Source organism: Paracidovorax wautersii (assembly GCF_031453675.1).
In the GTDB taxonomy this organism is placed as follows: Bacteria; Pseudomonadota; Gammaproteobacteria; order Burkholderiales; family Burkholderiaceae_C; genus Paracidovorax.
In genome coordinates, this window is record NZ_JAVIZX010000001.1 from 2268648 (window position 1) to 2291277 (window position 22630).

At 69.9% G+C, this 22630-nt stretch carries 19 protein-coding genes; 4 read left to right on the forward strand and 15 right to left on the reverse strand.

What is annotated here, in order from left to right; translation table 11 throughout:
* Nucleotides 1-57: 57 nt before the first annotated feature.
* Nucleotides 58-2229, reverse strand: a complete 2172-nt coding sequence (locus tag QE399_RS10270) for a cyanophycin synthetase (RefSeq protein WP_309828490.1) — start codon at nucleotides 2227-2229, stop codon at nucleotides 58-60.
* A gap of 230 nt (nucleotides 2230-2459) precedes the next feature.
* On the opposite strand from QE399_RS10270, the gene QE399_RS10275 reads away from it, so the two are divergent.
* The 3 genes from QE399_RS10275 (at nucleotide 2460) to QE399_RS10285 (ending at nucleotide 5952) form a co-directional block, all read left to right on the forward strand.
* Nucleotides 2460-4778 (forward strand): cyanophycin metabolism-associated ABC transporter, encoded by a 2319-nt coding sequence (locus tag QE399_RS10275; RefSeq protein WP_309828491.1) that lies wholly within the window; start codon nucleotides 2460-2462, stop codon nucleotides 4776-4778.
* A gap of 19 nt (nucleotides 4779-4797) precedes the next feature.
* Nucleotides 4798-5325, forward strand: a complete 528-nt coding sequence (locus tag QE399_RS10280) for a cyanophycin metabolism-associated DUF1854 family protein (RefSeq protein ID WP_309828492.1) — start codon at nucleotides 4798-4800, stop codon at nucleotides 5323-5325.
* A 192-nt stretch (nucleotides 5326-5517) separates the two neighbouring features.
* Nucleotides 5518-5952, forward strand: coding sequence for a hypothetical protein (locus QE399_RS10285; RefSeq protein WP_309828494.1), 435 nt, complete (start codon nucleotides 5518-5520; stop codon nucleotides 5950-5952).
* A 75-nt stretch (nucleotides 5953-6027) separates the two neighbouring features.
* Here QE399_RS10285 and QE399_RS10290 read toward each other — a convergent pair whose 3' ends face one another.
* From QE399_RS10290 to QE399_RS10310, 5 genes are all read right to left on the reverse strand, one after another.
* Nucleotides 6028-6447 carry an EF-hand domain-containing protein gene (locus QE399_RS10290; RefSeq protein WP_309828495.1) on the reverse strand — a complete coding sequence of 140 codons (420 nt, stop codon included), beginning with the start codon at nucleotides 6445-6447 and terminating at the stop codon, nucleotides 6028-6030.
* Between the two features lie 157 nt (nucleotides 6448-6604).
* Nucleotides 6605-7513 (reverse strand): 5'-nucleotidase, encoded by a 909-nt coding sequence (locus tag QE399_RS10295; RefSeq protein ID WP_309828496.1) that lies wholly within the window; start codon nucleotides 7511-7513, stop codon nucleotides 6605-6607.
* Nucleotides 7514-7541: 28 nt separating this feature from the next.
* The gene (gene gspF, locus QE399_RS10300) at nucleotides 7542-8768 is read right to left on the reverse strand and encodes a type II secretion system inner membrane protein GspF (RefSeq protein ID WP_309828497.1); all 1227 of its coding nucleotides are present in this window, start codon (nucleotides 8766-8768) and stop codon (nucleotides 7542-7544) included.
* A 232-nt stretch (nucleotides 8769-9000) separates the two neighbouring features.
* Complete coding sequence (locus QE399_RS10305) at nucleotides 9001-10008, reverse strand: LLM class flavin-dependent oxidoreductase (protein WP_309828498.1); 1008 nt, start codon at nucleotides 10006-10008, stop codon at nucleotides 9001-9003.
* Between the two features lie 148 nt (nucleotides 10009-10156).
* On the reverse strand, nucleotides 10157-12373 hold the full coding sequence (locus QE399_RS10310; protein ID WP_309828499.1) for an Ig-like domain-containing protein: 2217 nt from the start codon (nucleotides 12371-12373) through the stop codon (nucleotides 10157-10159).
* Nucleotides 12374-12698: 325 nt separating this feature from the next.
* On the opposite strand from QE399_RS10310, the gene QE399_RS10315 reads away from it, so the two are divergent.
* Complete coding sequence (locus QE399_RS10315; protein WP_309828500.1) at nucleotides 12699-13190, forward strand: CZB domain-containing protein; 492 nt, start codon at nucleotides 12699-12701, stop codon at nucleotides 13188-13190.
* 212 nt (nucleotides 13191-13402) lie between these two features.
* Here the strand turns inward: QE399_RS10315 and QE399_RS10320 are convergent, their stop codons facing one another.
* From QE399_RS10320 to QE399_RS10360, 9 genes are all read right to left on the reverse strand, one after another.
* A complete protein-coding gene (locus QE399_RS10320; RefSeq protein ID WP_309828501.1) occupies nucleotides 13403-14764 on the reverse strand; it encodes a GspE/PulE family protein in 1362 nt (453 codons plus the stop codon).
* Nucleotides 14765-14782: 18 nt separating this feature from the next.
* Nucleotides 14783-17191: a type II secretion system secretin GspD gene (gene gspD / locus QE399_RS10325; RefSeq protein ID WP_309828502.1), complete on the reverse strand. Its 2409-nt coding sequence runs from the start codon at nucleotides 17189-17191 to the stop codon at nucleotides 14783-14785.
* A gap of 4 nt (nucleotides 17192-17195) precedes the next feature.
* Complete coding sequence (gspN, locus tag QE399_RS10330; protein WP_405043470.1) at nucleotides 17196-18002, reverse strand: type II secretion system protein N; 807 nt, start codon at nucleotides 18000-18002, stop codon at nucleotides 17196-17198.
* Between the two features lie 17 nt (nucleotides 18003-18019).
* Nucleotides 18020-18595 (reverse strand): type II secretion system protein GspM, encoded by a 576-nt coding sequence (gene gspM, locus QE399_RS10335; protein WP_309828503.1) that lies wholly within the window; start codon nucleotides 18593-18595, stop codon nucleotides 18020-18022.
* Nucleotides 18592-19836, reverse strand: a complete 1245-nt coding sequence (gspL, locus tag QE399_RS10340) for a type II secretion system protein GspL (protein WP_309828504.1) — start codon at nucleotides 19834-19836, stop codon at nucleotides 18592-18594. Before gspL ends, gspM begins: the two co-directional genes overlap by 4 nt.
* A gap of 82 nt (nucleotides 19837-19918) precedes the next feature.
* The gene (gene gspK, locus QE399_RS10345) at nucleotides 19919-20941 is read right to left on the reverse strand and encodes a type II secretion system minor pseudopilin GspK (RefSeq protein ID WP_405043473.1); all 1023 of its coding nucleotides are present in this window, start codon (nucleotides 20939-20941) and stop codon (nucleotides 19919-19921) included.
* A complete protein-coding gene (locus QE399_RS10350) occupies nucleotides 20938-21693 on the reverse strand; it encodes a PulJ/GspJ family protein (protein WP_405043474.1) in 756 nt (251 codons plus the stop codon). The genes gspK and QE399_RS10350 overlap by 4 nt, the downstream gene beginning before the upstream one ends.
* A gap of 2 nt (nucleotides 21694-21695) precedes the next feature.
* Nucleotides 21696-22088, reverse strand: coding sequence for a type II secretion system minor pseudopilin GspI (gene gspI, locus QE399_RS10355; protein WP_309828506.1), 393 nt, complete (start codon nucleotides 22086-22088; stop codon nucleotides 21696-21698).
* Nucleotides 22085-22537: a prepilin-type N-terminal cleavage/methylation domain-containing protein gene (locus QE399_RS10360; protein ID WP_309828507.1), complete on the reverse strand. Its 453-nt coding sequence runs from the start codon at nucleotides 22535-22537 to the stop codon at nucleotides 22085-22087. Before QE399_RS10360 ends, gspI begins: the two co-directional genes overlap by 4 nt.
* Nucleotides 22538-22630 lie beyond the last annotated feature (93 nt).

Consider the following 22630-nt stretch of genomic DNA (forward strand, 5'->3'; position numbering starts at 1 on the left):
AAATGGGGCGTTGGCGCAGTCGGGTATTCGGCGTGTAGCTATTGAATCAATAGCGAATCAGCGGGGGTACTCGAAGGTCTTGATGCCGGCGGCGATCAGGTCGGGCGTGATGTCCATGGCCCAGGCCGTGGCGATGGCCGCCAGCAGCGCGGCCGTATCGGGCTGCGTGCCGCCGGGCAGGCTGAGCGCAGCCAGGCTGCCCAGGACGCGCTCCTTGGCGCCGGTGGCCAGCACCACGTGGCCGTCCTGCACGAAGACGGCGCGGCCATCGCCTTCGGCGCGGTGCGCGGCGACGGCGGCGTTGTCGGCCACGAGCGAGTACAGCAGCACCTCGCCGTCGCACAGGCGGGCCAGATCGGCCACCTGTTCGTTGTCGGCATTCAGCACGCCGGCGCCATCGTCCAGCACCAGGTCGATCTGCGTGCGCAGCACGCGGGTCATCTGGGCGGGCTCGCGCACGTCATGGTCAGCCAGGCCTTCCCAGCCGTCCATGTCGGTGACCACGCCCACCAGGCAGCGGTCGTAGGCCAGGCCTTCCTCCAGGATGGAGCGGGCCGTGGTCTGCACCACGGCGGCCTCGGCCAGGCGGTTGGTCAGCAGGCGGTGGGCGCCGGCCCAGTTGGCGGCGTCGGTCTTCTGCGTGTGGCGGTTGGCGAGGAACATGCCCTCGCTGCTGGCCACGCCGGTAAGCTTGCCCGACAGCTGCAGCAGCCAGCCGACCAGGCGCGCGATGAACGCATTGCCCTGCGTGCCGGCGATGCCCACCAGCGGAATGCGCCCGGCGGCGGTGCCGTCGTCGGTGCGCGGGAAGAGGTGGTCCACGATGGCCATGCCCACGGGGCGGGGCGTGCCGCTGGTGGGCTTGAGGTGCATCAGCAGACCGGGGCCGGCGTTCACTTCCAGAATGGCGCCGCCCTGTTCCTTCATGGGGCGCGACACGTCCTGCAGGATCATGTCCATGCCGGCGATGTCCAGGCCCACGATCTTGGCGGCCAGCTGGGCGTGGTAGGCCACGTCGGGGTGCACGTCCTCGGTGCAGTCGATGGCCATGTTGCCGTTGCGCTGCAGCAGGATGCTCTGGCCCTGCGGGATCACGCTGTCGGGCGTGACCTGCTGGCGCTTGAGCTCCAGCTGCACGGCGCCGGAGTCCAGCTTGATCCAGTCCAGCGGATATTCCTGTTCAGGGCCGCGGCGCGGGTCCTGGTTGAGCACGTCCACCAGTTCGCGCAAGGTGGCCTGGCCGTTGCCGTGCACGCTCACCGTCTCGCCCTTGGTCGCGGCCACCACCTTGCCGCCCACCACCAGCAGGCGGTGCTCCACGCCGTCGATGAACTTCTCGACGATCACTTCGGAGCCCTCGGGCTCGGCCAGCGCGAAGGCGGCCTTGATCTCGGCCTCGCCCGTGAGTTCGAGCGTCACGCCGCGCGCATGGTTGCCGTCCGACGGCTTGACTGTGACGGGCGCGCCGATGTCCTGCGCCACATCCCACGCCTCGTCGGCGTTGGCCACCACGCGGCCTTCGGGCACCGGTACGCCGCAGGCGGCGAGCAGGCGCTTGGTGAAGTCCTTGTCCTGCGCGATGCCTTCGGCGATGGCGCTGGTCTGGTCGCTCTCCGCGGTCCAGATGCGGCGCTGCGCGGCGCCGTAGCCCAGCTGGACCAGGTTGCCGTCGTTCAGGCGGATGTGCGGAATGCGCCGCTCGCCTGCCGCATCGACGATGCAGCCCGTGCTGGGGCCCAGGTAGCGGTCGTTGATGCTGGTCTTGATGGCCTGGATGGCGGGCTTGAGATCGAACGGCTGGTCGTTGATGGCCGCCATCAGCAGGCGGTGGCCCCACGTGAGCGCCGTGCGCGCCACGTCTTCCTCGGGGCAGCGGAACACCATGCGGTACACGCCGCGCTGCGAGATCTCGCGCGTCTGGCCGAACTCGGCCGGCATGCCCGCCAGGTTGAGCAGCTCGATGACGACGTGCTCCAGCACGTGGCCCATCCAGGTGCCGCCTTCCAGCCGCTGGATGAAGCCGCCGCGTTCGCCCACGCCGCAGTGGTGCTCGATCAGCGCCGGCAGCCAGGCGGTCAGGCGTTCGTTGAGGCCGGGAATCTTGTTCGACGGCCAGTCCTCCAGCTCGCCCAGGTCCAGCCAGACCTCGAGGATGGGACGGTAGGTCCAGACGCTGGGGCCGCGCAGGTAGTTGATGCGCAGCAGTTGGATGTCATTGAAAGTCGCCATGGAGTGCAGCGTAAAGGAATCTGGAATCTGCGGCCCGCGGGGAGCCGGGAGTGCGGAGGAAACCTGGTGCGATTGTGCGCTGTAGTCTAGGGGCAGGCGCCCCCTGTCAGCGCGGCGGGGCGCCAGCGCGTTACAAGCCGATCACGCCGCCGCCCCAAGGGCATCGGAGAGAATGCCTTCCAGCACGCAGGCCCCACGCCTGAATCGGCCGAGCGTAAGTACCCACCAACATGCAACATCACCATCCTGCGGACGCCTCGGGTGTCTTGACGGGCCCCGTTGGGGCCGAACTGCGAGCCAGGCTCGCGCCCACAGAAAACGTGCTGGCCGCACTCGAGGTTGACCTGAGCGCCACGCTGCGCTTCGCGCCGGGCCTGCTGCTGCTCACCGCGCGGCGGCTGCTGGCCCGGGAGCCCGACGGCACCGTGCGCGAATGGGCGCTGGTGCCGGGCCTGTCGGTTCGGCTGATCGAGCATGGCGGCGTGGGCACGCTGGAGCTGCACGATGCCACCCAGCGGCTGGCGCTGTGGCGCTTCACGCTGGGCCTGCACCCGCAAGCCGTGCTGCTGCAGCAGAAGTTCGAGCAGCAGATGGTGCGGCTGGAGGCCCCCGCCGGTCAGCCCCTGGCGGAGGCGCCGGACGACGCCGCGCACTGCGAGGCCTGCGGCGCGGTGCTTCCGCCCGACGCGGAAGAGTGCCCCGCCTGCGCCCGCCAGCAGGCACCCCAGACGTCCACCTGGGTGCTGCTGCGGCTGTGGCGCTTTGCCCGTCCCTACCGGCACCAGCTGCTGCTGGGCTTTCTGCTCACGCTGGCATCCACCGGCGCCACGCTGGTGGCGCCCTACCTTACGATTCCCATCGTCGACAAGATCCTGATCCCCTTCCAGAACGGGCAGCAGATCGATGTCAGCCTGGTGGCGTACTACCTCGGCGGCCTGCTGCTGGCGGCCCTGGTGGCCTGGGCACTGGGCTGGGCGCGCACCTTCGTGCTGGCCAAGGTGTCCGAGCGCATCGGCTCCGACCTGCGCACCACCACCTACAACCACCTGCTGACCCTGTCGCTCGACTACTACGGCAGCAAGCGCACGGGCGACCTGATGGCCCGCATCGGGGCCGAGACCGACCGCATCAACCTGTTCCTGTCGCTCAACGCGCTCGACTTCGCCACCGACGTGCTGATGATCGCGATGACCTCCGTCATCCTGTTCTCCATCAACCCCTGGCTGGCCCTGGTGACGCTGGTGCCGCTGCCCTTCATCGCCTGGATGATCCACCTGGTGCGCGACCGCCTGCGCACCGGCTTCGAGAAGATCGACCGCGTCTGGTCCGAGGTGACCAACGTGCTGGCCGACACCATCCCGGGCATCCGCGTGGTCAAGGCCTTCGCCCAGGAAAAGCGCGAGGCCGACCGCTTCGCCGACGCCAACCTCACCAACCTGCAGGCCAACGACAAGGTCAACAAGACCTGGTCGCTGTTCACGCCCACGGTAACGCTGCTGACCGAGATCGGTCTCCTGGTCGTCTGGGGCTTCGGCATCTGGCTGGTAGCCGGCGGGCAGATCACCGTCGGTATCCTCACGGCCTTCATCGCCTACATCGGCCGTTTCTACAGCCGGCTCGACTCGATGAGCCGCATCGTGTCCGTCACGCAGAAGGCGGCGGCGGGCGCCAAGCGCATCTTCGACATCCTCGACCACGTGAGCAACGTGCCCGACCCGGTTCATCCAGTGCGCCTGCCGCGCGTGGAAGGCCGCATCACGCTGGACAACGTGCACTTCCGGTACGGCAGCCGCTCGGTCATCAAGAGCCTGAGCCTGCAGATCCGGCCGGGCGAGATGATCGGCCTGGTGGGCCACAGCGGCTCGGGCAAGAGCACGCTGGTCAACCTGATCAGCCGCTTCTACGACGTGAGCGAGGGCTCCATCCAGGTCGACGGCGTGGATGTGCGGCGCTTCGCCGTCTCCGACTACCGCCGGCATATCGGCCTGGTGCTCCAGGAGCCCTTCCTGTTCTTCGGCACGATCGCCGAGAACATCGCCTACGGCAAGCCGGATGCCACGCGCCAGGAAATCATCGCCGCCGCACGCGCCGCCCATGCTCACGAGTTCATCCTGCGCCTGCCGCACGGCTACGACTCCCTGGTGGGCGAACGTGGGCAGGGCCTGTCCGGCGGGGAGCGCCAGCGCATCAGCATCGCCCGCGCGCTGCTGATCGACCCGCGCATCCTGATCCTGGACGAAGCCACTTCCGCCGTGGACACCGAGACCGAGAAGGAAATCCAGAAGGCGCTCGACAACCTGGTGCAGGGCCGCACGACCATCGCCATCGCCCACCGCCTGTCCACCCTGCGCAAGGCCGACCGGCTGGTGGTGATGGACCGCGGCGAGATCGTCGAGGTCGGCCCGCACGATGCCCTGATGGAGAAGCAGGGCGCCTACTGGCGCCTGTACGAAGCCCAGGCGCGCCGGGCCGAGGAAGACGCCCAGGCCGCCGGCGTGTTGCTGGACAGCGCGCTGCTGCACTCCGCCCACCCGGCGGGCCAGATCTGATTTCAGCGGAGCCGATGACATGAATGCACCCCTCGCTGCCACCGCACCTTCTTCTTCCGTGACCACCGCCGATGCCCCGGCAGACGGCTTCCGGCTGCACCGCAACGCGCACGGTCGCCTGGTGGTGACCTTTCCGGGCGGCACCGAGCATGCCGGCGTGACCCCGGTGCGCGCCTTTCCTCTGGCGGCGCCCGGCGAAGGGCTGTCGCTGGTGGGCCAGAACGGCCACGAACTGGCTTGGATCGACCGGCTGGACGCGCTGGACGCCCCCACCCGCGCGCTGGTGGAGGAAGAGCTCGCGGCCCGGGAGTTCGTGCCCTCCATCGAGCGCATCCTGCGCGTCTCCAGTTTCTCGACCCCCAGCACCTGGGAGGTGGAGACCGATCGCGGCCCGGCCCGGCTGGTCCTCAAGGCCGAGGAAGACATCCGCCGGCTGGGTTCGCGCACCGCGCTGCTGATCGCGGCCAGCGATGGCGTGCATTTCCGCATCCAAGATGTAACAGTGCTGGACCGCCCCTCTCGCAAGCTGCTGGAGCGTTTTCTATAGCATTCTGTTCAATGGTGGCGGGCGTTTGATGTCGTTTTGATGTTTGGTCTGGCGGGTGAGCGCCCGTTTTTTTGGTCGTGAAATTGTGACAAAGGGCCAAACAGGCCTAAATTTCCCCTTTTGTTTGTCGTTATAGACGTACGAGGATGCGGTAATTCCATTTGCGCGTCCGCCACACAAGGGACCACGGCCATGCAAATGCCACCTGTCGATCGCTCGCCAACCTGGCGTCCTCAGGGCGCCGATTTGTATTCCACCGGGGCGTCCGGGGCGGTGCCCGTGCGGCCCGTCCAGCCCGCCAACCCCGTCGAGTCCACCGACCGGCTGGGCGAGGGGGCCACCGTCCGGGAGCCGGACAAGCCGTCCGCACCCGATGCGGCCAACCGCGACTGGACGGAAGTCAAGAAGAAGGACACCGTCGAAGAGCCCGAGGAGCCGCCGAAGGAGCCGATCTACAAGCAGCTGCTGGAGTTCATCCAGTCGATGTGGCGGGCCAGTGGCAGTGCGGTGGAGATGGCCCAGGAAATCAACAAGACCACGCTGCAGGAACGCCTGGCCCAGCAGGTCAACGACAAGCAGTCGCTCACCTATTCCGACCCGAAGATCAAGCGGACCGGCGGTCTTTGATTGCTATTTAATGGATAGCTGCCTGCGCTTGATGGACGGGCGCAGGAGGCACTTTTCATTCAAAAGTGCCGGTGTTCAGGGCCTGGCCGGTACCGGTGCCGGTGCGGACGCCGGGGCGTCCGGCCCTTGCGGCTGCTGCGCCGCCCGCGCACGGTCCCGCTCCGCGCGGTATTTCACGGCGAAGGCGCGCACCTCGTCCAACGTGACGTAGTTGTCGTGGTTGGTGTCGGCCTCGTCGAAGGCGGCCGCCAGGCGGGGAATGATCGCCACTTCCTTGCGGCTGAGCTTGCCGTCGCCATTCATGTCCAGCATGTTGAACTCACGGATGGCCTTGGCCTCGCCCTTGCTCATGGGCTGGCTGGCCGCTGGGGTGGGCGGCGCGGCCTCGGTGGCCGGCTGGGCATACGCCGGCAGGGACGCCAGCAGGGGCAGCGAGAGCGCTGCGGCCACCATCCAGGGGGCGGCGGGCGTGAAGGGCAGGCGGGCGGCGGTCATGCGGTGGGGCAAGGGTTCGGACTCCTTTGAAGCGATGGCTGGCTGGCCGGCCTGGCTGCAGGCCGGAGTGCTTCTGGATAGAGCAGGCCCACGGCCCGGCGTTCGGCGCTTTGCACAACTTTGCGTCGGCCCCGCGCAGGCGTGGGGGCGCAGACGCTCAGGCCGGGAGGTTGCTGATACCGCTGCTCACATGTCCGGCGGGCACGTGGCGCGCGGCAGAGGTCACGTGGCTCGTCTGGTCGTCGAAGAAGAAATCGGGCTCGAACTCGCGCAGGAAGGGGCCCTTTTCCAGCCCACCCAGGAACATGGCCTCATCCACCGTCACGCCCCAGTCCAGCAGGGTGCGCACCGCGCGTTCGTGCGCCGGCGCGCTGCGGGCCGTGACCAGGGCGGTGCGGATGCGCATGGTCTGTGAGGCATCGGCCTGCTGCTGCAGCTGGTGCAGCGCTGCCAGCAGCGGGCGGAAGGGCCCGCTGGCCAGCGGAGTGGCGGCCTTGGACACCTCGTGCAGCTGGAAGGCCGGCAGGCCGCCTTGCTGGTAGATGCGTTCGGCCTCGTCGGAGAACAGCACGGCGTCGCCGTCGAAGGCGATGCGCACTTCCTGCGGGTAGCGGTCGCCCGCCGGCGTGGAGTCGGTCATCACGCGCGCGGCGGGAAAACCGATGGACAGCGCCTGGCGCACGTCGGCCTCGTTGGCCGACAGGAACAGGTGCGCGCCCAGCGGACGCAGGTAGGAAAAAGGGTCCCGTCCGCGCGTGAAGACGCCGCGCTCGATGCGCATGCCCGCCGCCTTGGCGGAGGCGAACACCCGCATGCCGCTGGCCGGGTCGTTGCGCGAGAGCATGACCACCTCGACCCGCTGCGTCTGTTCGGTGTTGAACGCCAGCAGCTTGCGTACCAGTGGAAAGGCGATGCCGGGGCGCGCCGGCTGGTGCACGAACTCCAGCTGGCGGCGCATGTAGGCCTCTTCGTCGCCGGTTTCGAACAGGCGATTCTCTTCCTCGAAGTCGAACAGCGCCCGCGAGGAGATGGCGACGACGAGCTTGTCGCTCAGGGACTGGGCCATGGTGGGGACTCGCTCTCTCGGGATGGACTCACTTGACGAACTGGTTGAGCTGGATGATGGGCATCAGCACGGCCAGCACGATCAGCATCACGACCAGGCCCATGGCCACGATCAGCAGCGGCTCCAGGATGGTGGCGAGCTGCAACGCGCGGCGCTGCACTTCGGTGGACAGCTGGGTGGCGGCGCGCTGCAGCATCACGGGCAATTGGCCGGTCTGCTCGCCCAGCCGAGCGAACATCGACACCAGTCCGGGAAAGCGTTTCTTCTGCGCCAGGGCCGAGGCCAGCGGGGCCCCTTCGCGCACCAGCACCAGCGCGTCCATGGCATCGGCGCGCATGGCCTGGTTGTTGAGGGTTTCCGCAGCGGCCTGCAGCGCCCGCAGGATGGGAACGCCCGCGCCGGCCAGCATGGCCAGCGTGCCGGCGAAGCGGGCCGCGTTGTAGCCGCGGGCCAGGCGGCCCACCAGCGGCAGGCCCAACCACCAGCCATCGAACGCCTCGCGAAAGCGCGGCCGCTGCAGCGCGGCACGCCCGCCCAGGGCCAGCACCACCACGGCGGCCAGCATGGCCCAGCCGTAGTGGCGCACGGCATCACTGATCGCCAGCATGGCCACGGTGAGGAAGGGCAGGGCACGCTTGGTACCCGCGAACACGCTCGCCACCTGCGGCACGACGTAGCCGACCAGGAAGAGCACGATCACGATGGCCACCAGCGTCACGATGGCCGGGTACAGCGCGGCGCCGATGAGTTTGGCGCGCAGGGTCTGGCGTTCTTCCAGGTCGTCGGCCAGGCTCTCCAGCACCAGGCCCAGGCTGCCGCTGTGTTCGCCCGCGCCCACCACGGCGCAGTAGATGGCCGAGAACTCGCGCGGGTGCGCCGAGAGAGCGCGTGCGAAGGTGGAGCCTGCGTTCACCTCGGCCCGCAGGGCCGCCACCAGATGGCGGGTGCGGTCGTCGTCGGCCTCTTCGGCCAGGGCCGTCAGCGCGCGTTCCAGCGGCAGGCCGGAGGCGACGAGCCCGGCCAGCTGGCGCGTCCAGATCGCCAGGCCGGCGGCGTTGAACACCGGCCGCGTGAACAGCGTGCGGCCCAGCGTGGGCGCACCTTCGCCGGACGCGCCGGACAGGGCCTCGACGGCGAGCGGCACCAGGGCCTGGGCGCGGAGCAGGCTGCGGGCGGCCTTGGCAGTGTCGGCCTCGATCGTGCCCTTGCGGGACTGGCCCTGCGCGTCGAGGGCCTCAAAGGAAAAGGCGGGCATGCGGAAATAGGGGGGAAGCGATGGGAGCGGGCCGTCCGTGGCCGCTCCAGAGGTCGGCCGGGCGCAGGCCCATCCCGCATGGTAGCCGCAGACCAGCGCCGATCACGTGACTGCCGTGCGCGAAGGGCGATGGGGAGGCGCCTGCCGCACGGCAGCCGGCGGCCATGGCGCTGCGGGTTGCCGTGGCGGAAGCAGCCCACGCCTGCGCTCGGCGCCTTTGCGCGGCGGCGCTTCAGCTCCGTGCGGCCGCGGCGGCGATCTCCAGCGAGCGCAGGCGCAGCGCCGGATCGTAGACGTCGCTCACCAGCATGAATTCATCCGCACCCGTGGACTGCGCCAGTTCGGCGAAGCCCGCACGCACGGTGTCCGGACCGCCGACCACGCCGGCCGCGAGAAAGTCCGCCACCGCGGCGCGCTCCTGCGGCTGCAGTCCCTCGGCATAGTTCTCGACGGGCGGCTGCAGCAGTCCGCGCCGGCCCGTCAGAATGCCCAGCACGCGCTGGTAGGTGCTGCTGGCCAGGAACTGCGCTTCTGCGTCGGTGGGCGCAGCGATCACCGGCACGCCGATGGTCACGTAGGGCTTGTCCAGCACGGCCGACGGGCGGAACAGGCGCCGATACAGGTCGATGGCATGGTGCAGCAGCCGCGGCGCGAAGTGCGAGGCGAACGCATAGGGCAGTCCGCGTTCGGCGGCCAGCTGGGCGGAGAACAGGCTGGAGCCCAGGAGCCAGATGGGCACCTGCGTGCCGGCGCCGGGCACAGCCACCAGGCGCTGGCCGGGTTCCGCCGGGCCCAGCAGGCGCTGCAGCTCGGCCACGTCGCGGGGGAAGTCCTGCTCCGACTCGACGCGGTCGCGCCGCAGCGCGCGCATGGTGGGGCCGTCGGTGCCGGGCGCGCGGCCCAGGCCCAGGTCGATGCGGCCGGGATACAGCTCGGCCAGCGTGCCGAAGGCTTCGGCCACCACCAGCGGCGCGTGGTTGGGCAGCATGATGCCGCCCGAGCCGACGCGGATGCGCTGCGTGGCGCCCGCGACGTGGCCCACCAGCACGGCCGTGGCGGAACTGGCGATGCCGGGCATGTTGTGGTGTTCCGCCAGCCAGTAGCGCTCAAAGCCCAGCGATTCGGCGTGCTGCGCGGTGCGCACGGCGATGGCCAGGGCCTCGGCCACGGTGCCGCCTTCGCGGACGGCCACCAGATCGAGCATGGACAGGGCGGGGCGTGGGGAGGGGGCAGAAGTCATGTGGCCCATTGTGGGCCGATGGCCAAAGCCGTGCAGCCATGGGGAATAGTGGGGTAGACCCGCGTGAGCAAGGCTTGCGCGGGAGGCGCGCCGGAACGAAAAAAAGCCCGCCGAGGCGGGCTTTCGAGGCTGGAGGCGTGCCGGCCGCTCAGTTCGGCAGGTTGAGCCGGTAGGTGGAGTACTGCGTTCCGAATACGCGTCCGTCCAGGGCCGCACCGGAGAGCTGCAGCCCGGTCAGGTAGCTGCCTGGCGCGTACCTTCCGGAAGTGCGGTCCGTGCATTGGCCGTTACCGCTGGTGAGCGGCGGGGTGCAGAACACGGTGGCTTTCCGGGCAGAGCTGGCGACCCGGACGGAGTCGTTGAAACTGAATTGGACGGTGTTCTGGGGCGCATAGCTGCCGTTGACCGTCACGGTCGTGGGGAAGGCCGCATCGCCGGGCACCGTCCAGGCATCGCCGCCGCCATTCACATCGATGATGGCCGGTTGCGGACCGTCCTCTTGGCTGTACATGGGCAGGGCTCCGGCCACCGGGCCAGTGGTGGGAATGTCGGAGCCGGCGCTGAACGCCTCCTGCATGAACGCCTCGTTCAGCAGCGCAAAGCGCTTCTGCTTCAGCTCGGCGATGTTGTGCGCACGCGCGAGCGTCCGGTAGGTTTGCACGCCGTCCGGCGTGGGGCCCGTGTTGCCGCGCAGGAAGTACTTGAACGTCCAAGAGCTTTGGGACGCCGATTGGTACAGCTGGGCGTCCGTGAGCAAGGGGCTGGCGAAGTACATGCTTCGCTCGATCCCGGAGTCCGGCGACGACACGGGTGCCGCTGGATCGACGAAGGCAGCGCCCATCCGGATGAAGTTTGTGCCCGAGACGCGCCCGTCCGCGCGCTTGAAGTTCAGGTTCGAGTAATTCTGGTCTGCCCACAGCGTGACGGTGGTGCTGAAAGGTGTGTCCACTTCGACACGGTCGAACTTCAGCACCGGCTGGCCATTGACGACCTCTGTTTCGTTGATGACGTTCAGCGTGTAGCCGGCGCTGTAGTAGTTGTACGCGGACTGGTTCAGCGTGGGGAACATTCTCAGCTGATGGAAGGGTGCAACGCCGCCGGTATAGACATACTGGTTGCCGATCGCACGCAGCTTGCCGTCGGCGTCCTTGCGCAGGACGAGCGACTCGGAGGTCTCCACGTTCTGGGGATCAACCAGCTTGTACGAGATGACGATATCTCCGTTGGCGCATGAGTACTCGTAATTGCCTGTGTGGAATCTGACGCCCTGGGAGCCGCTGCGGAAGATGCCGGCAAACGCGCCGTTGTTGCTGCTGTCACGGCCTACGCGCGCGCCATTGTTCAAGAAGCTCGCGGGATCGTTGCCCGCGAAGGCGCCCCTGCACTCCGAGGCCGTGATGGCGCTGGCGCCGCCGACGGCCACGCCATTGGTGACCGGGCTGCTGATGCGCTGCTCGATCGGCAGCGCATAGCAGGCGGTCAAGGTCTCCAGCAGTGCGGCGATCTTCGCGGCCGTGCCTTCCTCCACCAGCGTGTAGGGCTCCGTCGAGGGCAGTGGCTTCCATGTTTCGCTGCTATTGAACTGCACCGAGATCGGCTTCGCGTCGTCGGAAGCGGTCTGCTGGCGCACGGCGACCTCGATGTTGGTCGTGGTGTCGGATGCGGGCGTGATGCGCACCAGAAGGGAGTCGAGCAACCGGTCGTAGCCCGCACCGTCGGCGGCGAAGGTGTCGCTCAGCGGGTTGGTGGCGCTGACCTGTGCCGCGGCCAGCAGCGGGGCCAGCAGGTTCTGGATCTCGGCCGCTTTTTCCTTGATTTTCTCCGCCGTCAGGGTGGCCGTGCCGCCGGCCAGTTCGGCGGCCAGCCGGGACGGGTTGCCGGAGGGGCTCAGCCGGGCCGCGATCAGCGTCGTGACCGAGGTGACGTTCACCGTCTGGTCGCTCAAGGCGCCGCTCACGCTGACGAGCTTCTCGGTTTCGCCACTGGCGGCGGTGCGGGTCGCCACCACCACGAAGGGCGCCCGGGCGGTGGCGGGAACGGTGACGGTGTACTTCCCATCCGCCCCCACGGCATCGCTGGTGCCCACGATCTGTCCGCTGGCATCTGCCACGGTCACGACCGCGCCCGCGAAGGCAGCGCCGGTCGCCGCGGTTCCCGAGAAGGCATAGCTGGACGGTGCCACGGGCGTGACCGGCGTGGTGGGCGTGCCGGGGGTAGCCGGCGGCGTGGCACCGGGGTCCGTGGTGTCACTGCTGCCACCGCCGCCGCAGGCGGCCACGAGTGACAGCAGCCCCGCGGCCAGCAAGCCCTGGACAAGGCGGCTGCGCGAGCCGCAGAAGACGGGGGAAACGGGGGAAGACATCATGGATAGGTCCTTGCAAATTGGTTACAACTCAACCATAGATCGCAACGATTCAAATCAAAATGATGCAAATGCACTATCGCTTGCATGAGGCAACCCACTGGGGCCGGATGGAGGCGCGGGACACGTGTGTCCGGAACCCGGGCCTGAGCGGGCCGCGAGGCGGTTGCGCCAGCCAGCGGCCCCGCCGTGATGCGCTTTCAGACGGCCGGGCTTGACGCCTTTCGATAGCTGTTGCTTATGATGTCGCCCTGATTCATTGCGCAAAACGAACGAGAGGCCGCTGCAGGCGCCTCCAGGGCCGATGCGAGGAGAGCGAGGGACGTTCATGGGATTCTTCAGCCGTTTGTTCCAGCCCCGGCCCGATGGCACGCCGGTGGCCGATGACTGGACGTCCCTGCCGGGCGACCAGGCGAGTGAACTGGTGCTTCACGGCGATCAGGCGGCCAAGCTGCTGGCAGAGATCGACATCGACGCCGCCATTGCCAGCCACGAGCGCTGGGTGCCCTGGCTCTACCGTGCGCTGCAGGGCCAGCCGGACGAGCAGCTGCGGCCGGAGGTGATCTGCAAGGACGATTGCTCCGAGCTCGGCCAGTGGCTGCACGGCAGCGGCCAGCGCGCCCTGGGGCACTTTCCTGCCTTCGACATGCTGGTGCGCCGCAACCGCTACTTCCACCAGCAGGCTGCAGCCATGCTGACCTTGCTGGCGGCCGGCGACCTGCGCCAGGCGGAGCAGGCCTTCAAGAGCTGTCGCCATGCCTCCGGCCAGGTGGTGTTGCTGCTCAAGGAACTCAAGCGCGGGCTCGGCCAGGGGCGCTGAGCGGCGTGGTGGCGACTTGAAGTAAAAATGGCCGCCAGCGCTTATGGAATAAGCGCACGGCGCTATCAATTTTAATGGTAATGGGGCGTGCCCGGCGGCGCGGGTCGCTGCGGTGGCTGGTTGTCCGCCGCCGCGCCGTGCCGCCCCAACGGAAGGTCTCTGGCGCACGCGCAGACGCCGCACGTACCGGCTGCCGTCCGCGCCCCGCTTTTTCAGTCGCGCGTGACGCGCAGCACCTCTTCCAGCGTGGTGACGCCGGTCTGCACCAGGCGCTCGCCGTCGTCGCGCATCAGGCGCATGCCGCCGGCCAGGGCGGTGGCGCGGATGTCGGCCTCGGAGGCGCGGTTGTGGATTTGCGCGCGCATGGTGTCGTCCACCAGCAGCATTTCGAACACGCCGGTGCGGCCGCGGTAGCCCGTGGGGTCGGCCGGGTCGAGCTTGCGCACCAGACGCTGCGCCAGCACGCCCAGCAGCGAGCTGGACAGCAGGAACGGCTCCACGCCCATGTCGGTCAGGCGGGTGACCGCGCTGGCGGCGTCGTTGGTGTGCAGCGTGGCCAGCACCAGGTGGCCCGTGAGCGAGGCCTGGATGGCGATCTGCGCGGTTTCGAAGTCGCGGATTTCGCCGATCATGATCACGTCTGGGTCCTGGCGCAGGATGGCGCGCAGGGCCTTGGCGAAGGTCAGGTCGATCTTGCTGTTGACCTGCGTCTGGCCTACGCCGGGCAGCTCGTATTCGATGGGGTCTTCCACCGTCATGATGTTGCTGCTGGTGGCGTCGAGCCGGCCCAGCGCGGCGTACAGCGTGGTGGTCTTGCCCGAGCCCGTGGGTCCGGTCACCAGGATGATGCCGTGGGGCTGGGTGATGAGCCCCTCGAAGCGGTCGAGCGTGTCGCCCTGCATGCCCACCATTTCCAGCGTGAGCTTGTTGCCGCTCTTGTCCAAGAGGCGCAGCACGGCGCGCTCGCCATGGGCGCTGGGCAGGGTGGAGACGCGCACGTCGATGGCCCTGGTCCCTAAGCGCAGGCTGATGCGGCCGTCCTGCGGCAGGCGTTTCTCGGAGATGTCCAGGTCGGCCATGATCTTCAGGCGCGAGATCAGGGCGGCGTGCAGCGCGCGGTTGGGCTGCACCACCTCGCGCAGCGTGCCGTCGACGCGAAAGCGCACGCTGGAATGCCGCTCGTACGGCTCGATGTGGATGTCGCTCGCGCCGTCGCGGGCAGCCTGCGTCAGCAGCGCGTTGAGCATGCGGATGATGGGCGCATCGCCCGCCGACTCCAGCAAGTCTTCGACCGCGGGCAGCTCCTGCATCATGCGGGAGAGGTCGGCATCGGACTCGACCTCGCTCACCACCATGGCGGCACTCGACTCGTTTTGCGAATAGGCCGTGCTGATGCGCTGGGCCAGCGTGGCCGCGTCCATCTGCGCCATGGCCTGCACGGTGTGCTTGCGCAGCACCTCGGAGATGGCGCTGGTGTCCGGTGCCGGGCCGTGGCACAGCACCAGCTGCTGGCCGTCGTCTTCCAGCAGCAGCTGCGTGGAGCGCGCGAACGCGTAGGGCAGGGGGTGGCGCATGGTGGCGGCAGGCCTTACTTACTGCGGGCTGTACACGGAGGGTGCGGCAGGCGCCGGGGCCGGTGCGGCCGCGGGCTGCGGCGGCTGAGCGGACTGGCCCGGCAGCAGCGGCGCCAGCGGCACCGTGGGGGCGCCCGCGGGCGTGGCGTTGAGGGCCAGCGGCGGCAGCACCGGGGCGGCGGACACGCCACGCATCACGTTGCTGTCCGCCGGCTGCGTGACCTGCTGCAGCGCGCGGATGGCCTCGTAGCGGTCCATCATCAGCGCATCGCTGGTGGCGGCGTCGCGGATCACCACCGGCCGCAGGAACACCATCAGGTTGGTCTTGCGGCGCGAGCGGTTCTCGTTGCGGAACAGCGCACCGACGACCGGCAGGTCGCCCATCAGCGGCACCTTGTCCTGCGCCATCGAGTAGCGGTCCTCCAGCAGGCCGCCCAGCACGATCACGCTGCCGTCGTTGACCAGCACGGTCGACTCGATGGAGCGCTTGCTCGTCGTGGGGCCGTTGGCGTTGCTCGCCGTGGCGGCGTCCACCTGGGAGACCTCTTGGTACAGCGTGAGCTTGACGGTGCCGTTCTCGTTGATCTGGGGCCGCACGCGCAGCATCAGGCCCACGTCCTTGCGCTCCACCGTCGTGAAGGGGTTGACCGTGCTGCTGCCCGTGCTGTTGGCGTAGGAGCCGGTCACGAAGGGCACGTTGTTGCCGATGATGATCTGGGCCTCTTCGTTGTCCAGCGTCATCAAATTGGGGGTGGAGAGCACGTTGGCATCGCCCGTGTTCTCCAGGAAGTTGGCCAGCGCGCCCAGGTAGTAGTTGCCGTTGATGCGCGGCGCCACGGCCACGTTCAGCCCGCGCCCGAGGCCTGCGGCGCTGCTGGCGATGGTGGTGGCGTTGCCGCTGGCCGCCGCCAGTGCCAGGTTGAGGATGTTGGCGTTGCCGCCGGTGGTCGAGGTCGACGAGTTGGTGCCGATGACCCCCACGGTACCGCTGCCGTAGTTGCCCATCACGCCCTGCCACTGGATGCCGAACTCGGCCACCTTGTTGGCGGCAACCTCGACGATGAGGCTCTCCACCAGCACCTGGGCGCGGCGCCCGTCGAGCTGGTCGATCACCGCGCGCAGCTGGCGGAACTGCGGGTCGGGCGCCGAGATGATCAGCGAGTTGGTGGTCGGGTCCGCCTGGATCTGGCCCCCGGTCGAGGGCTGGTTGCTGTTGGCGTTGTTGAGGCTGCCGGCGCTGCTGCCCAGGCCACCACCGCTGCTGCTGCCGCCGATGCCGCCCATGCCGCCACCGCCCATGCCGCCGCTGCTGCTGGTCTGCGTCAGGCCGCCGGCGGACAGCCCTCCGGCCGAGCCCAGCCCGCCGCTGGAGCTGCCGCCCCCGGTCGACGGGCTGCCCGAGGCACCGTTCGTGCCCGTGCCCCACGACGCGGCCATGGCCGCACGCAGCGTGGCGGCCAGCTTCACCGCGTCGGCGTTCTTCAGGTAGACCACATGGATGTTGCCCGTGGAAGCCGAACTGCCCGGTGCCGCAGGCTGGTCCAGCCGCGCCACCAGCGAGCGCACCAGCGCCAGCCGGGCCGGGTTGGCCGCACGCACGATCAGAGAATTGCTGCGCGGCTCGGGTAGCAGGGTGGTCTTGAACGCCGTGTCGGTCTGCGCGCCGCCCTGGGCACCTGCGGCCGTGGGCACGGCGCCCGCCGCGGGCGCGGCGCTGCCGGAACCTTCGATGAGGCGCGACACCAGCGGCGCCAGGTCGCTCGCCAGGGCGTACTGCAGCGGAATCACCTCCACGTCGGTCGCGTTCGACACGTCCATGGCCGCCACGATGCGCGCCAGGCGCTGCACGTTGTCGGCGTAGTCGGTGATCACCAGCGAGTTGTTGCCGGGATTGACGTTGATGGTGTTGTTGGGGCTGATCAGGGGACGCAGCACCGGCACCAGGTTGGCCGCGTTCTCGAAGTTGAGCTTGAAGATCTGCGTGACGATCTGGCCGCCGGAAGGCGCGCCGCGGCCGCCCTGCGATACGTTCACGGTGCCGGCCTGGAGCTTGGCGTCGGCCTCGGGCACCACCTTGTACAGCCCTGCGGCCTCCACCACGGTGAAGCCCTGCAGGCGCAGCGCCGCCAGGAACTGCTGGAAGGCGGCAGCCGGTGTCACGGCGCGCTCGGTCACCAGCGTGAGCTGGCCCTTCACGCGCGGGTCCACCACCACGTTGCGGCCGGTGATGGTGGCCATGGTGCGGGCCACGGCCTCGATGTCGGCCCCCGCGAAGTTGAGCGTGACCGGTTCGCCAGCGCGCACGCTGCCGGTGTCGGTGTTGATTGCCGTTTGGGCCGTCAATGGGGCGCTGGCGCACGCCAGTATTGCGCCTGCTGCTATCGAATGCAGAGCGGTGCGCAGGTGGCGGCGGGACAAGGAAGTCATAGGGTCAACCCACGGTGATGATGGAGCGGGCGCCGGTGCGCCGTCCGATGATGTTCAGGAGGTTCGCCAGGGCGGCCTCGCGGTCCGGCGCGGCCGTGGCTTCGCCGGTAAAGCGCAGGCGCTGTCCCACCCACTGGCCGCTGCCGCTGAGCAGCAGCGCGCCTTCCAGGGTGGTGAGCGTGAGGGTGGGCGCGTTCCCGCCTTGCAATGCCAGGCGGTAGCTGCCCATGGGGCGCAGCGTGGACAGGCGCGAGGACATGCCCAGCGCATCCAGCTGCATCTGCCCCGACAGCACGGTGCGGCCGGCCGCCCAGTCCACGGTGAGGCCGCGCGTCTGCAGCGCGAGACGGCCCTGGGGCTGCAGCGTGTTCCAGGGCGTGCCCAGGCCGCCCAGAACGGCGGCCGGCCACTGGCTCTGGTGGTCGGCGATGGCGACATGCGCCGAGCGCCAGCCCGGCACCACCTGCAGCTGCAGTGGTTCTGCCATGCAACAGTCCATGCGCAGCAGGGCGCGGGCGCCGGTCCAGGCGGGACGCAGCTGCCAGTCCAGCCGGCCTGGCAGGGCGGCCCGATCCTGGCTGCCTGCGCCGCCGGAAAGCACCAGCTGGGCGGAGCCTGTCCAGACGGTGCCACGGGGCTGCAGCAACTGCACCTGTCCGCCGCTGGCCCGGGCGATGCCGTTGGCCAGCCAGCGTGCAGGCGCGAAGATGGCCATCGCCGGCAGCGCACCCAAGAGCGCGCCCAGCACCGCCCAGCGCCACGGCGTGCGCGGCGCAGCGGAGCGGGAAAGAGGACGGGACAGCCGGGGCACGGGGGCGGGTCCGGCGGTCAGAGAGACGGCAGGGCGAGCACGACGGTGCCGTCCCAGCGGGGGCGGCCATCGGTGTCGGCGGGCGGTGCTGCAGACCCAGCGGCGGATGCCGGCGCGCCAGGTCGGGCCGCAGGGGCCGCGGCGGCCGGGCTGCGCACGAGGCGCATTTCCAGCGGCACCGCATGGGCGGCGCTGCGCGCCTGCGACAGCCAGTCGGCCAGGCGGTCGGCCGGCACGCCCTTCAGCGTGACGGTGGCGCGGTCGCCAGCGGCCGACACCTGGGCCCCGCTGCCCAGACGCTGCGCCACGCCCGACTGCAGGGTGCGCATCGCGTCGGCGGCGGGCACCCGAGGGGCGCCCTGCAGCTGCTGCGCCTCGGCCTGCAGGGTCAGCATGCGCTGCAACTGCGCATCGAGTTCGGCATGGCGGGCCGGCGCCGTGCGCAGCGTCTGCAGCGCGGGCGCCATCAGCAGCCACCACAGCACGGCGAAGGCAACCAAGGCCGCTGCGGCCAGCAGCAAGGTCTGTTCGCGGCGGGCAAGGCCCTGCCAACGGGCCTGCCAGGGCGCGAGATGGGGAGCGAGCGCCTTCACGGTGCCTCCGCCCGCACCAGCACGGCGCCATCCTGCAGGCGCGCCGAATAGCCGGCGCGGGTGAGGTGCTGGCCCATGGCTTCCAGCTCCGGAGGGGGCAGGTCCAGCCCGCGCAGGCGCAGGTCGCCTGCGGCGTACTCGATCCCGCTGGGCAAACGGCTTGCGGGCAGTGCGGCACCCGCCGCCGCCATCAACGGCTCCAGGTCGCGGGCGCCCATGCTGCCGGCCGCCTGGCGCAGCAGCGCCAGCTCGCGCTCCATCTGCACGGGGGCGTCGACGATGACCTGTACCTTCGGGAACGTCTGCGTGAGCGCAGCACGCACCCCGGCCTGCTTGTCGGCGAGGGATTGGCGCTCCTGCCAGGCCCAGACATTGACCCCGACGACCTGCACGGCCAGCGCCACGCCCAGGCCCCAGCGCGCGGCACGCCACTGCGGCGCACGTGCGAAGCTGCCGGCCGCGCTGCCCGCCTTGCGCAGGGCCCGCGTGCGGCCGGTGCTGGCCAGTTCGAACTGGGCCAGGTCCCAGGGGCTTCTTGCCGCGTCCAACGCGCGTTGGCTGCGCGTGTACACGGCGACCGATCGGCCGAGGGCTTGCTCTGCCAATTGCACCACGGCGGGCTCTGCCCGGACGGTGGCCGGGGGCGCGCCCTCGGGGCCGACCTCGTCCAGCGCTCCCAGCGCCGCGAAGGCGGCATGGGACAGCGGCCAGGTCACGACGGCCTGGTCGGCACCCTGCGCCGTGGCCACGATGTGGGCGTCTTCCGGCGTGCCCAGCACGTGGTACTGCGGCGATTCGCCGGCGCCTGGCCCCGGCGCGAATTCGGGCACCACCCGGCTGGCCGGGCGTCCGGCGGCCTCCAGGGCCTGCAGGGCGTCGCGCAGCCAAACGCGGTCGCACACGGCGACCCACACCGGCTCCCCGGCGCGCGCACCGGGCTGCAGGGCGAAATGCACCTGAACGGTGTCGTCCAGCAGGCGCTCCTCGAGCAGGCCTTCCAACACGGCGCGCAGGCGTGGCGAGGGAATGGCCGTGCCCTGCGGCAACTGCACGCGCTGCCAGGACAGCAGCCGCGCAGGCACCACGGCCACGATCTCGCCGGTGCGGCCGGGATCGGGCAGCAGCACGGCGGGCGCGCTGTCGTGTCGGGTGGCGGTGTGTCCGTCCTGGGTCAGCGTGTAGCTGTATTCGGCGGAGCTCCCCGGATGGGCCGGGGGCAGGTGAAGAATGAGGGTGCTCATGGGTGAATTCGGCGGGCCATTCTAGGGCCTGTTCACGTCGGTGCCGGGGCAGGGAGCCGCCAGCCGGGCGGCCGGCGGGCGATCAGCGGGCGGCATTCGCCACGGGTTCCACGAAGCTGCCGCGTTCGCGCCACAGGGTGCGCGCCACGCCGCGCTGCTTGAGTACCAGCGAGCGCTCCTGCACCACCACCGAGCCCAGCCGCAAGCGGCCCTGTACTTCGAAGTAGGTGGAGGCGACGGTATGGGTCGCGCCCGTCAGCTCGGCGGTGCTGCCCACCAGCCGGCTGGCGTCGCTTTCACTGCGGAAGTGGCGCGCGTCGCGCGTCTGCACCAGGCGCTGCGCATCGGGCATGTCCAGCCGGTTGATGCTGGCCCACAGCACCAGGGCGCTGGCCGTGTTGAGGTTGACACGTGTGGGTGCAGGCAGCAGCGTCACGTAGGGCGTCAGGGCCTCGATGGTGGATGCGGGAATGCCCCACCACCCGAGCTGGGCGACGGTGCGCGGCATCAAGGGCGCGGCGCTGGCCTCGCCGCTGGTCGCCACGGCACGCACGATGGCCTGCGCGATGGTGTCCAGCTGCTGCTGGGGCAGGCTCAGGCCTTCGAAAAGGCGCGTGAACTGCGTGAGCGCGACGGGGTCCACCGTACCGTTGCCGGCCAGGTTGCGCAGGTTCATGCGCGACTGCAGGTCGATGATGCGGCCCGACAGGAAGGCGTCGGCGGTGTCGGTGCTCGCATCCTCCACCTGGCTCACATTGCGGTTGGCGGCCAGGAAGCTCGACAGTCGGGCCTCTTCCAGCGGCACGGCCCAGGGCTCGGCCAGGTTGTCGGTGCCGTCGCCGGCGCGGGCCAGCGAGTCTTCGCGCAGGATCAGCCGCGACCAGTCCAGCGCGCCGATCAGGATCCAGGCGGACTGGATGCGCGCACGCTCGGCCGTTTCGACTTCCACGGAGCGCCACTGCTGCCACAGCGCGGCTGCCGCGAAGGTGGCCACCAGGGTCACCGTCAGCATGGCCGCCAGCAGGGCGGCACCGCGCCCCTGCTTGCGGACGCTGCCCGCCGTGCGGCGTTGAGGCTTGCGGAAAAGGGGGCTGGCCGCTCTCATGATTTGTTGCCCCCGGTGAGGGGGTTGACCCAGTCCATCGTCAGGTCGCCCGAGAGCGCGCTGCCCGGCGCCGGCGTGATCTGCAGGCGGATGCCGTCCGGCACGGGCACGGTGGTGGCGGAGGCATTGGTGGGCGCCCCGGCCGTGGGCTGCGTGCCGGTGAACCCGGCGGTGCCCGCGGCCCCAGGGGCGCCGCTCGTGCCGCTGGAGAGGGCGTTGGACCATGCCCCGCCGCGGTAATAGAACAGCCGCCAGTTCTGCAGCGGCATCAGCAGGGTTTCGCTGCGGCGCTCGGCCTCTCCGGGCGTGCGAGCCCACTGCGCCGCGCGCTGCCAGGCCTGCGTCCACTCGGCGCGTGTGCGCACGGCGGGGGACTGCCAGCGCAGCCACTGGCCGCCGCGCAGCGCCCAGGCCACCACCACGGCGCCGTCGTCGCGCTGGCGCGGCCCCTGCCGCGTCAGCCGCAGGGCCTGGCCGTCCCAGTCGATGGGCTCGGCGTGTTCGATCACCTGCAGGGCATCCAGGTCGGCGCTCCACTGCGCCAGGACGGTCTGCACCACCATGAGTTCGTCGGCACGCTGTCGGGTCTGCTCCTGCGAGCGCACCATGCCGTCCAGCCCGCGCCAGCTGATGATGGCCAGCAGGGCCATGACCGAGATCGCCACCAGCAGTTCGATCAGCGTGAAGCCTTGTTGCATGGCGCGCAGCCGGCTCTGGCGCCGCAGCTGCTGGAGAGTGCCGGAACGGAGCATGGTCAGTACCTGCCCACGATGGTGGACAGCCGCAGCACGGGCAGGCCGCTTTCGAAGACCTGCGCATCCACGCGCCGGAACTGCGGGTTGGGCACGGGCATGACCGAGACGGTCACGTCGTAGCGCCGGCCGCCCTGTTCACATCCGAGCGCGGTGTCGCCGATGGATGGCATCTGGTTGGACAGCCGCACCTTGACCAGTTCGTTTTCGGCGCACAGGTGGGCCAGCAGCACGTCCGTCTGGCGAGCGGCATTGCGCGTCAGCGCCGAGGTCGCCTGCAGGCCGGCCATGAGCGCGATGGCCACGATGGCCAGCGCCACCAGCACCTCGACGAGCGTGAACCCGCGCACCGGTCGCGCAGTGCGTGCGGAAAACCGGCGGACGGGCGCGATCATTGCAAGACCTGGGCGATGAAGGGCCTCAGCCCGTCCGTGGCCACCCGCACGGCGCGCTGGGGGTGGGCTGCGTTCACGACCACGACCTCTTGCGGGCCGATCAGCGGCTCGGGGCCGAGCCACAGCACCGCATTGCCACGCACGCCGGTGCCGGCATCGAGCCAGCCGGTGGGCAGCCGCACATCGCCCGGCAGGCCCTCGAAGACGAAGCCCTGCGGCGTGGCGCGCCAGCGCACGGGGATGCCGGCGGTGCGGGACTGCACGCGCGCCGCCTCCAGCAGCGCGGACAGGCGCTCGCCCTCGCGCTGCAATTGCGTGTCGCCGCTGTCGCGCATCGCCAAGCCCACGCCGGCCGTGGCCAGCGCGATGATGGAGATCACGACCAGCAGCTCCAGCAGCGTGAAGCCGCGGAGCCGGCTGGGCCGGTTTAAGCAGTGGGCCGGGCGCACGGCAAACAACAGGACGAGTCAGGCCCGGCCGACGCTGAGGGCATCGGCGGTCATCTTGGGGCTGCCCCAAAAAGCGATCGGGCGCTCCGGGCG

Excerpts from the sequence above, each read along its gene's own strand:
- QE399_RS10270 (WP_309828490.1), bottom strand. The coding sequence starts at position 2,229 with ATGGCGACTTTCAATGACATCCAACTGCTGCGCATCAACTACCTGCGC.
- QE399_RS10275 (WP_309828491.1), top strand. The coding sequence starts at position 2,460 with ATGCAACATCACCATCCTGCGGACGCCTCGGGTGTCTTGACGGGCCCC.
- QE399_RS10280 (WP_309828492.1), top strand. The coding sequence starts at position 4,798 with ATGAATGCACCCCTCGCTGCCACCGCACCTTCTTCTTCCGTGACCACC.
- QE399_RS10285 (WP_309828494.1), top strand. The coding sequence starts at position 5,518 with ATGCAAATGCCACCTGTCGATCGCTCGCCAACCTGGCGTCCTCAGGGC.
- QE399_RS10290 (WP_309828495.1), bottom strand. The coding sequence starts at position 6,447 with ATGACCGCCGCCCGCCTGCCCTTCACGCCCGCCGCCCCCTGGATGGTG.
- QE399_RS10295 (WP_309828496.1), bottom strand. The coding sequence starts at position 7,513 with ATGGCCCAGTCCCTGAGCGACAAGCTCGTCGTCGCCATCTCCTCGCGG.
- gspF (WP_309828497.1), bottom strand. The coding sequence starts at position 8,768 with ATGCCCGCCTTTTCCTTTGAGGCCCTCGACGCGCAGGGCCAGTCCCGC.
- QE399_RS10305 (WP_309828498.1), bottom strand. The coding sequence starts at position 10,008 with ATGACTTCTGCCCCCTCCCCACGCCCCGCCCTGTCCATGCTCGATCTG.
- QE399_RS10310 (WP_309828499.1), bottom strand. The coding sequence starts at position 12,373 with ATGATGTCTTCCCCCGTTTCCCCCGTCTTCTGCGGCTCGCGCAGCCGC.
- QE399_RS10315 (WP_309828500.1), top strand. The coding sequence starts at position 12,699 with ATGGGATTCTTCAGCCGTTTGTTCCAGCCCCGGCCCGATGGCACGCCG.
- QE399_RS10320 (WP_309828501.1), bottom strand. The coding sequence starts at position 14,764 with ATGCGCCACCCCCTGCCCTACGCGTTCGCGCGCTCCACGCAGCTGCTG.
- gspD (WP_309828502.1), bottom strand. The coding sequence starts at position 17,191 with ATGACTTCCTTGTCCCGCCGCCACCTGCGCACCGCTCTGCATTCGATA.
- gspL (WP_309828504.1), bottom strand. The coding sequence starts at position 19,836 with ATGAGCACCCTCATTCTTCACCTGCCCCCGGCCCATCCGGGGAGCTCC.
- gspK (WP_405043473.1), bottom strand. The coding sequence starts at position 20,941 with ATGAGAGCGGCCAGCCCCCTTTTCCGCAAGCCTCAACGCCGCACGGCG.
- QE399_RS10350 (WP_405043474.1), bottom strand. The coding sequence starts at position 21,693 with ATGCTCCGTTCCGGCACTCTCCAGCAGCTGCGGCGCCAGAGCCGGCTG.
- gspI (WP_309828506.1), bottom strand. The coding sequence starts at position 22,088 with ATGATCGCGCCCGTCCGCCGGTTTTCCGCACGCACTGCGCGACCGGTG.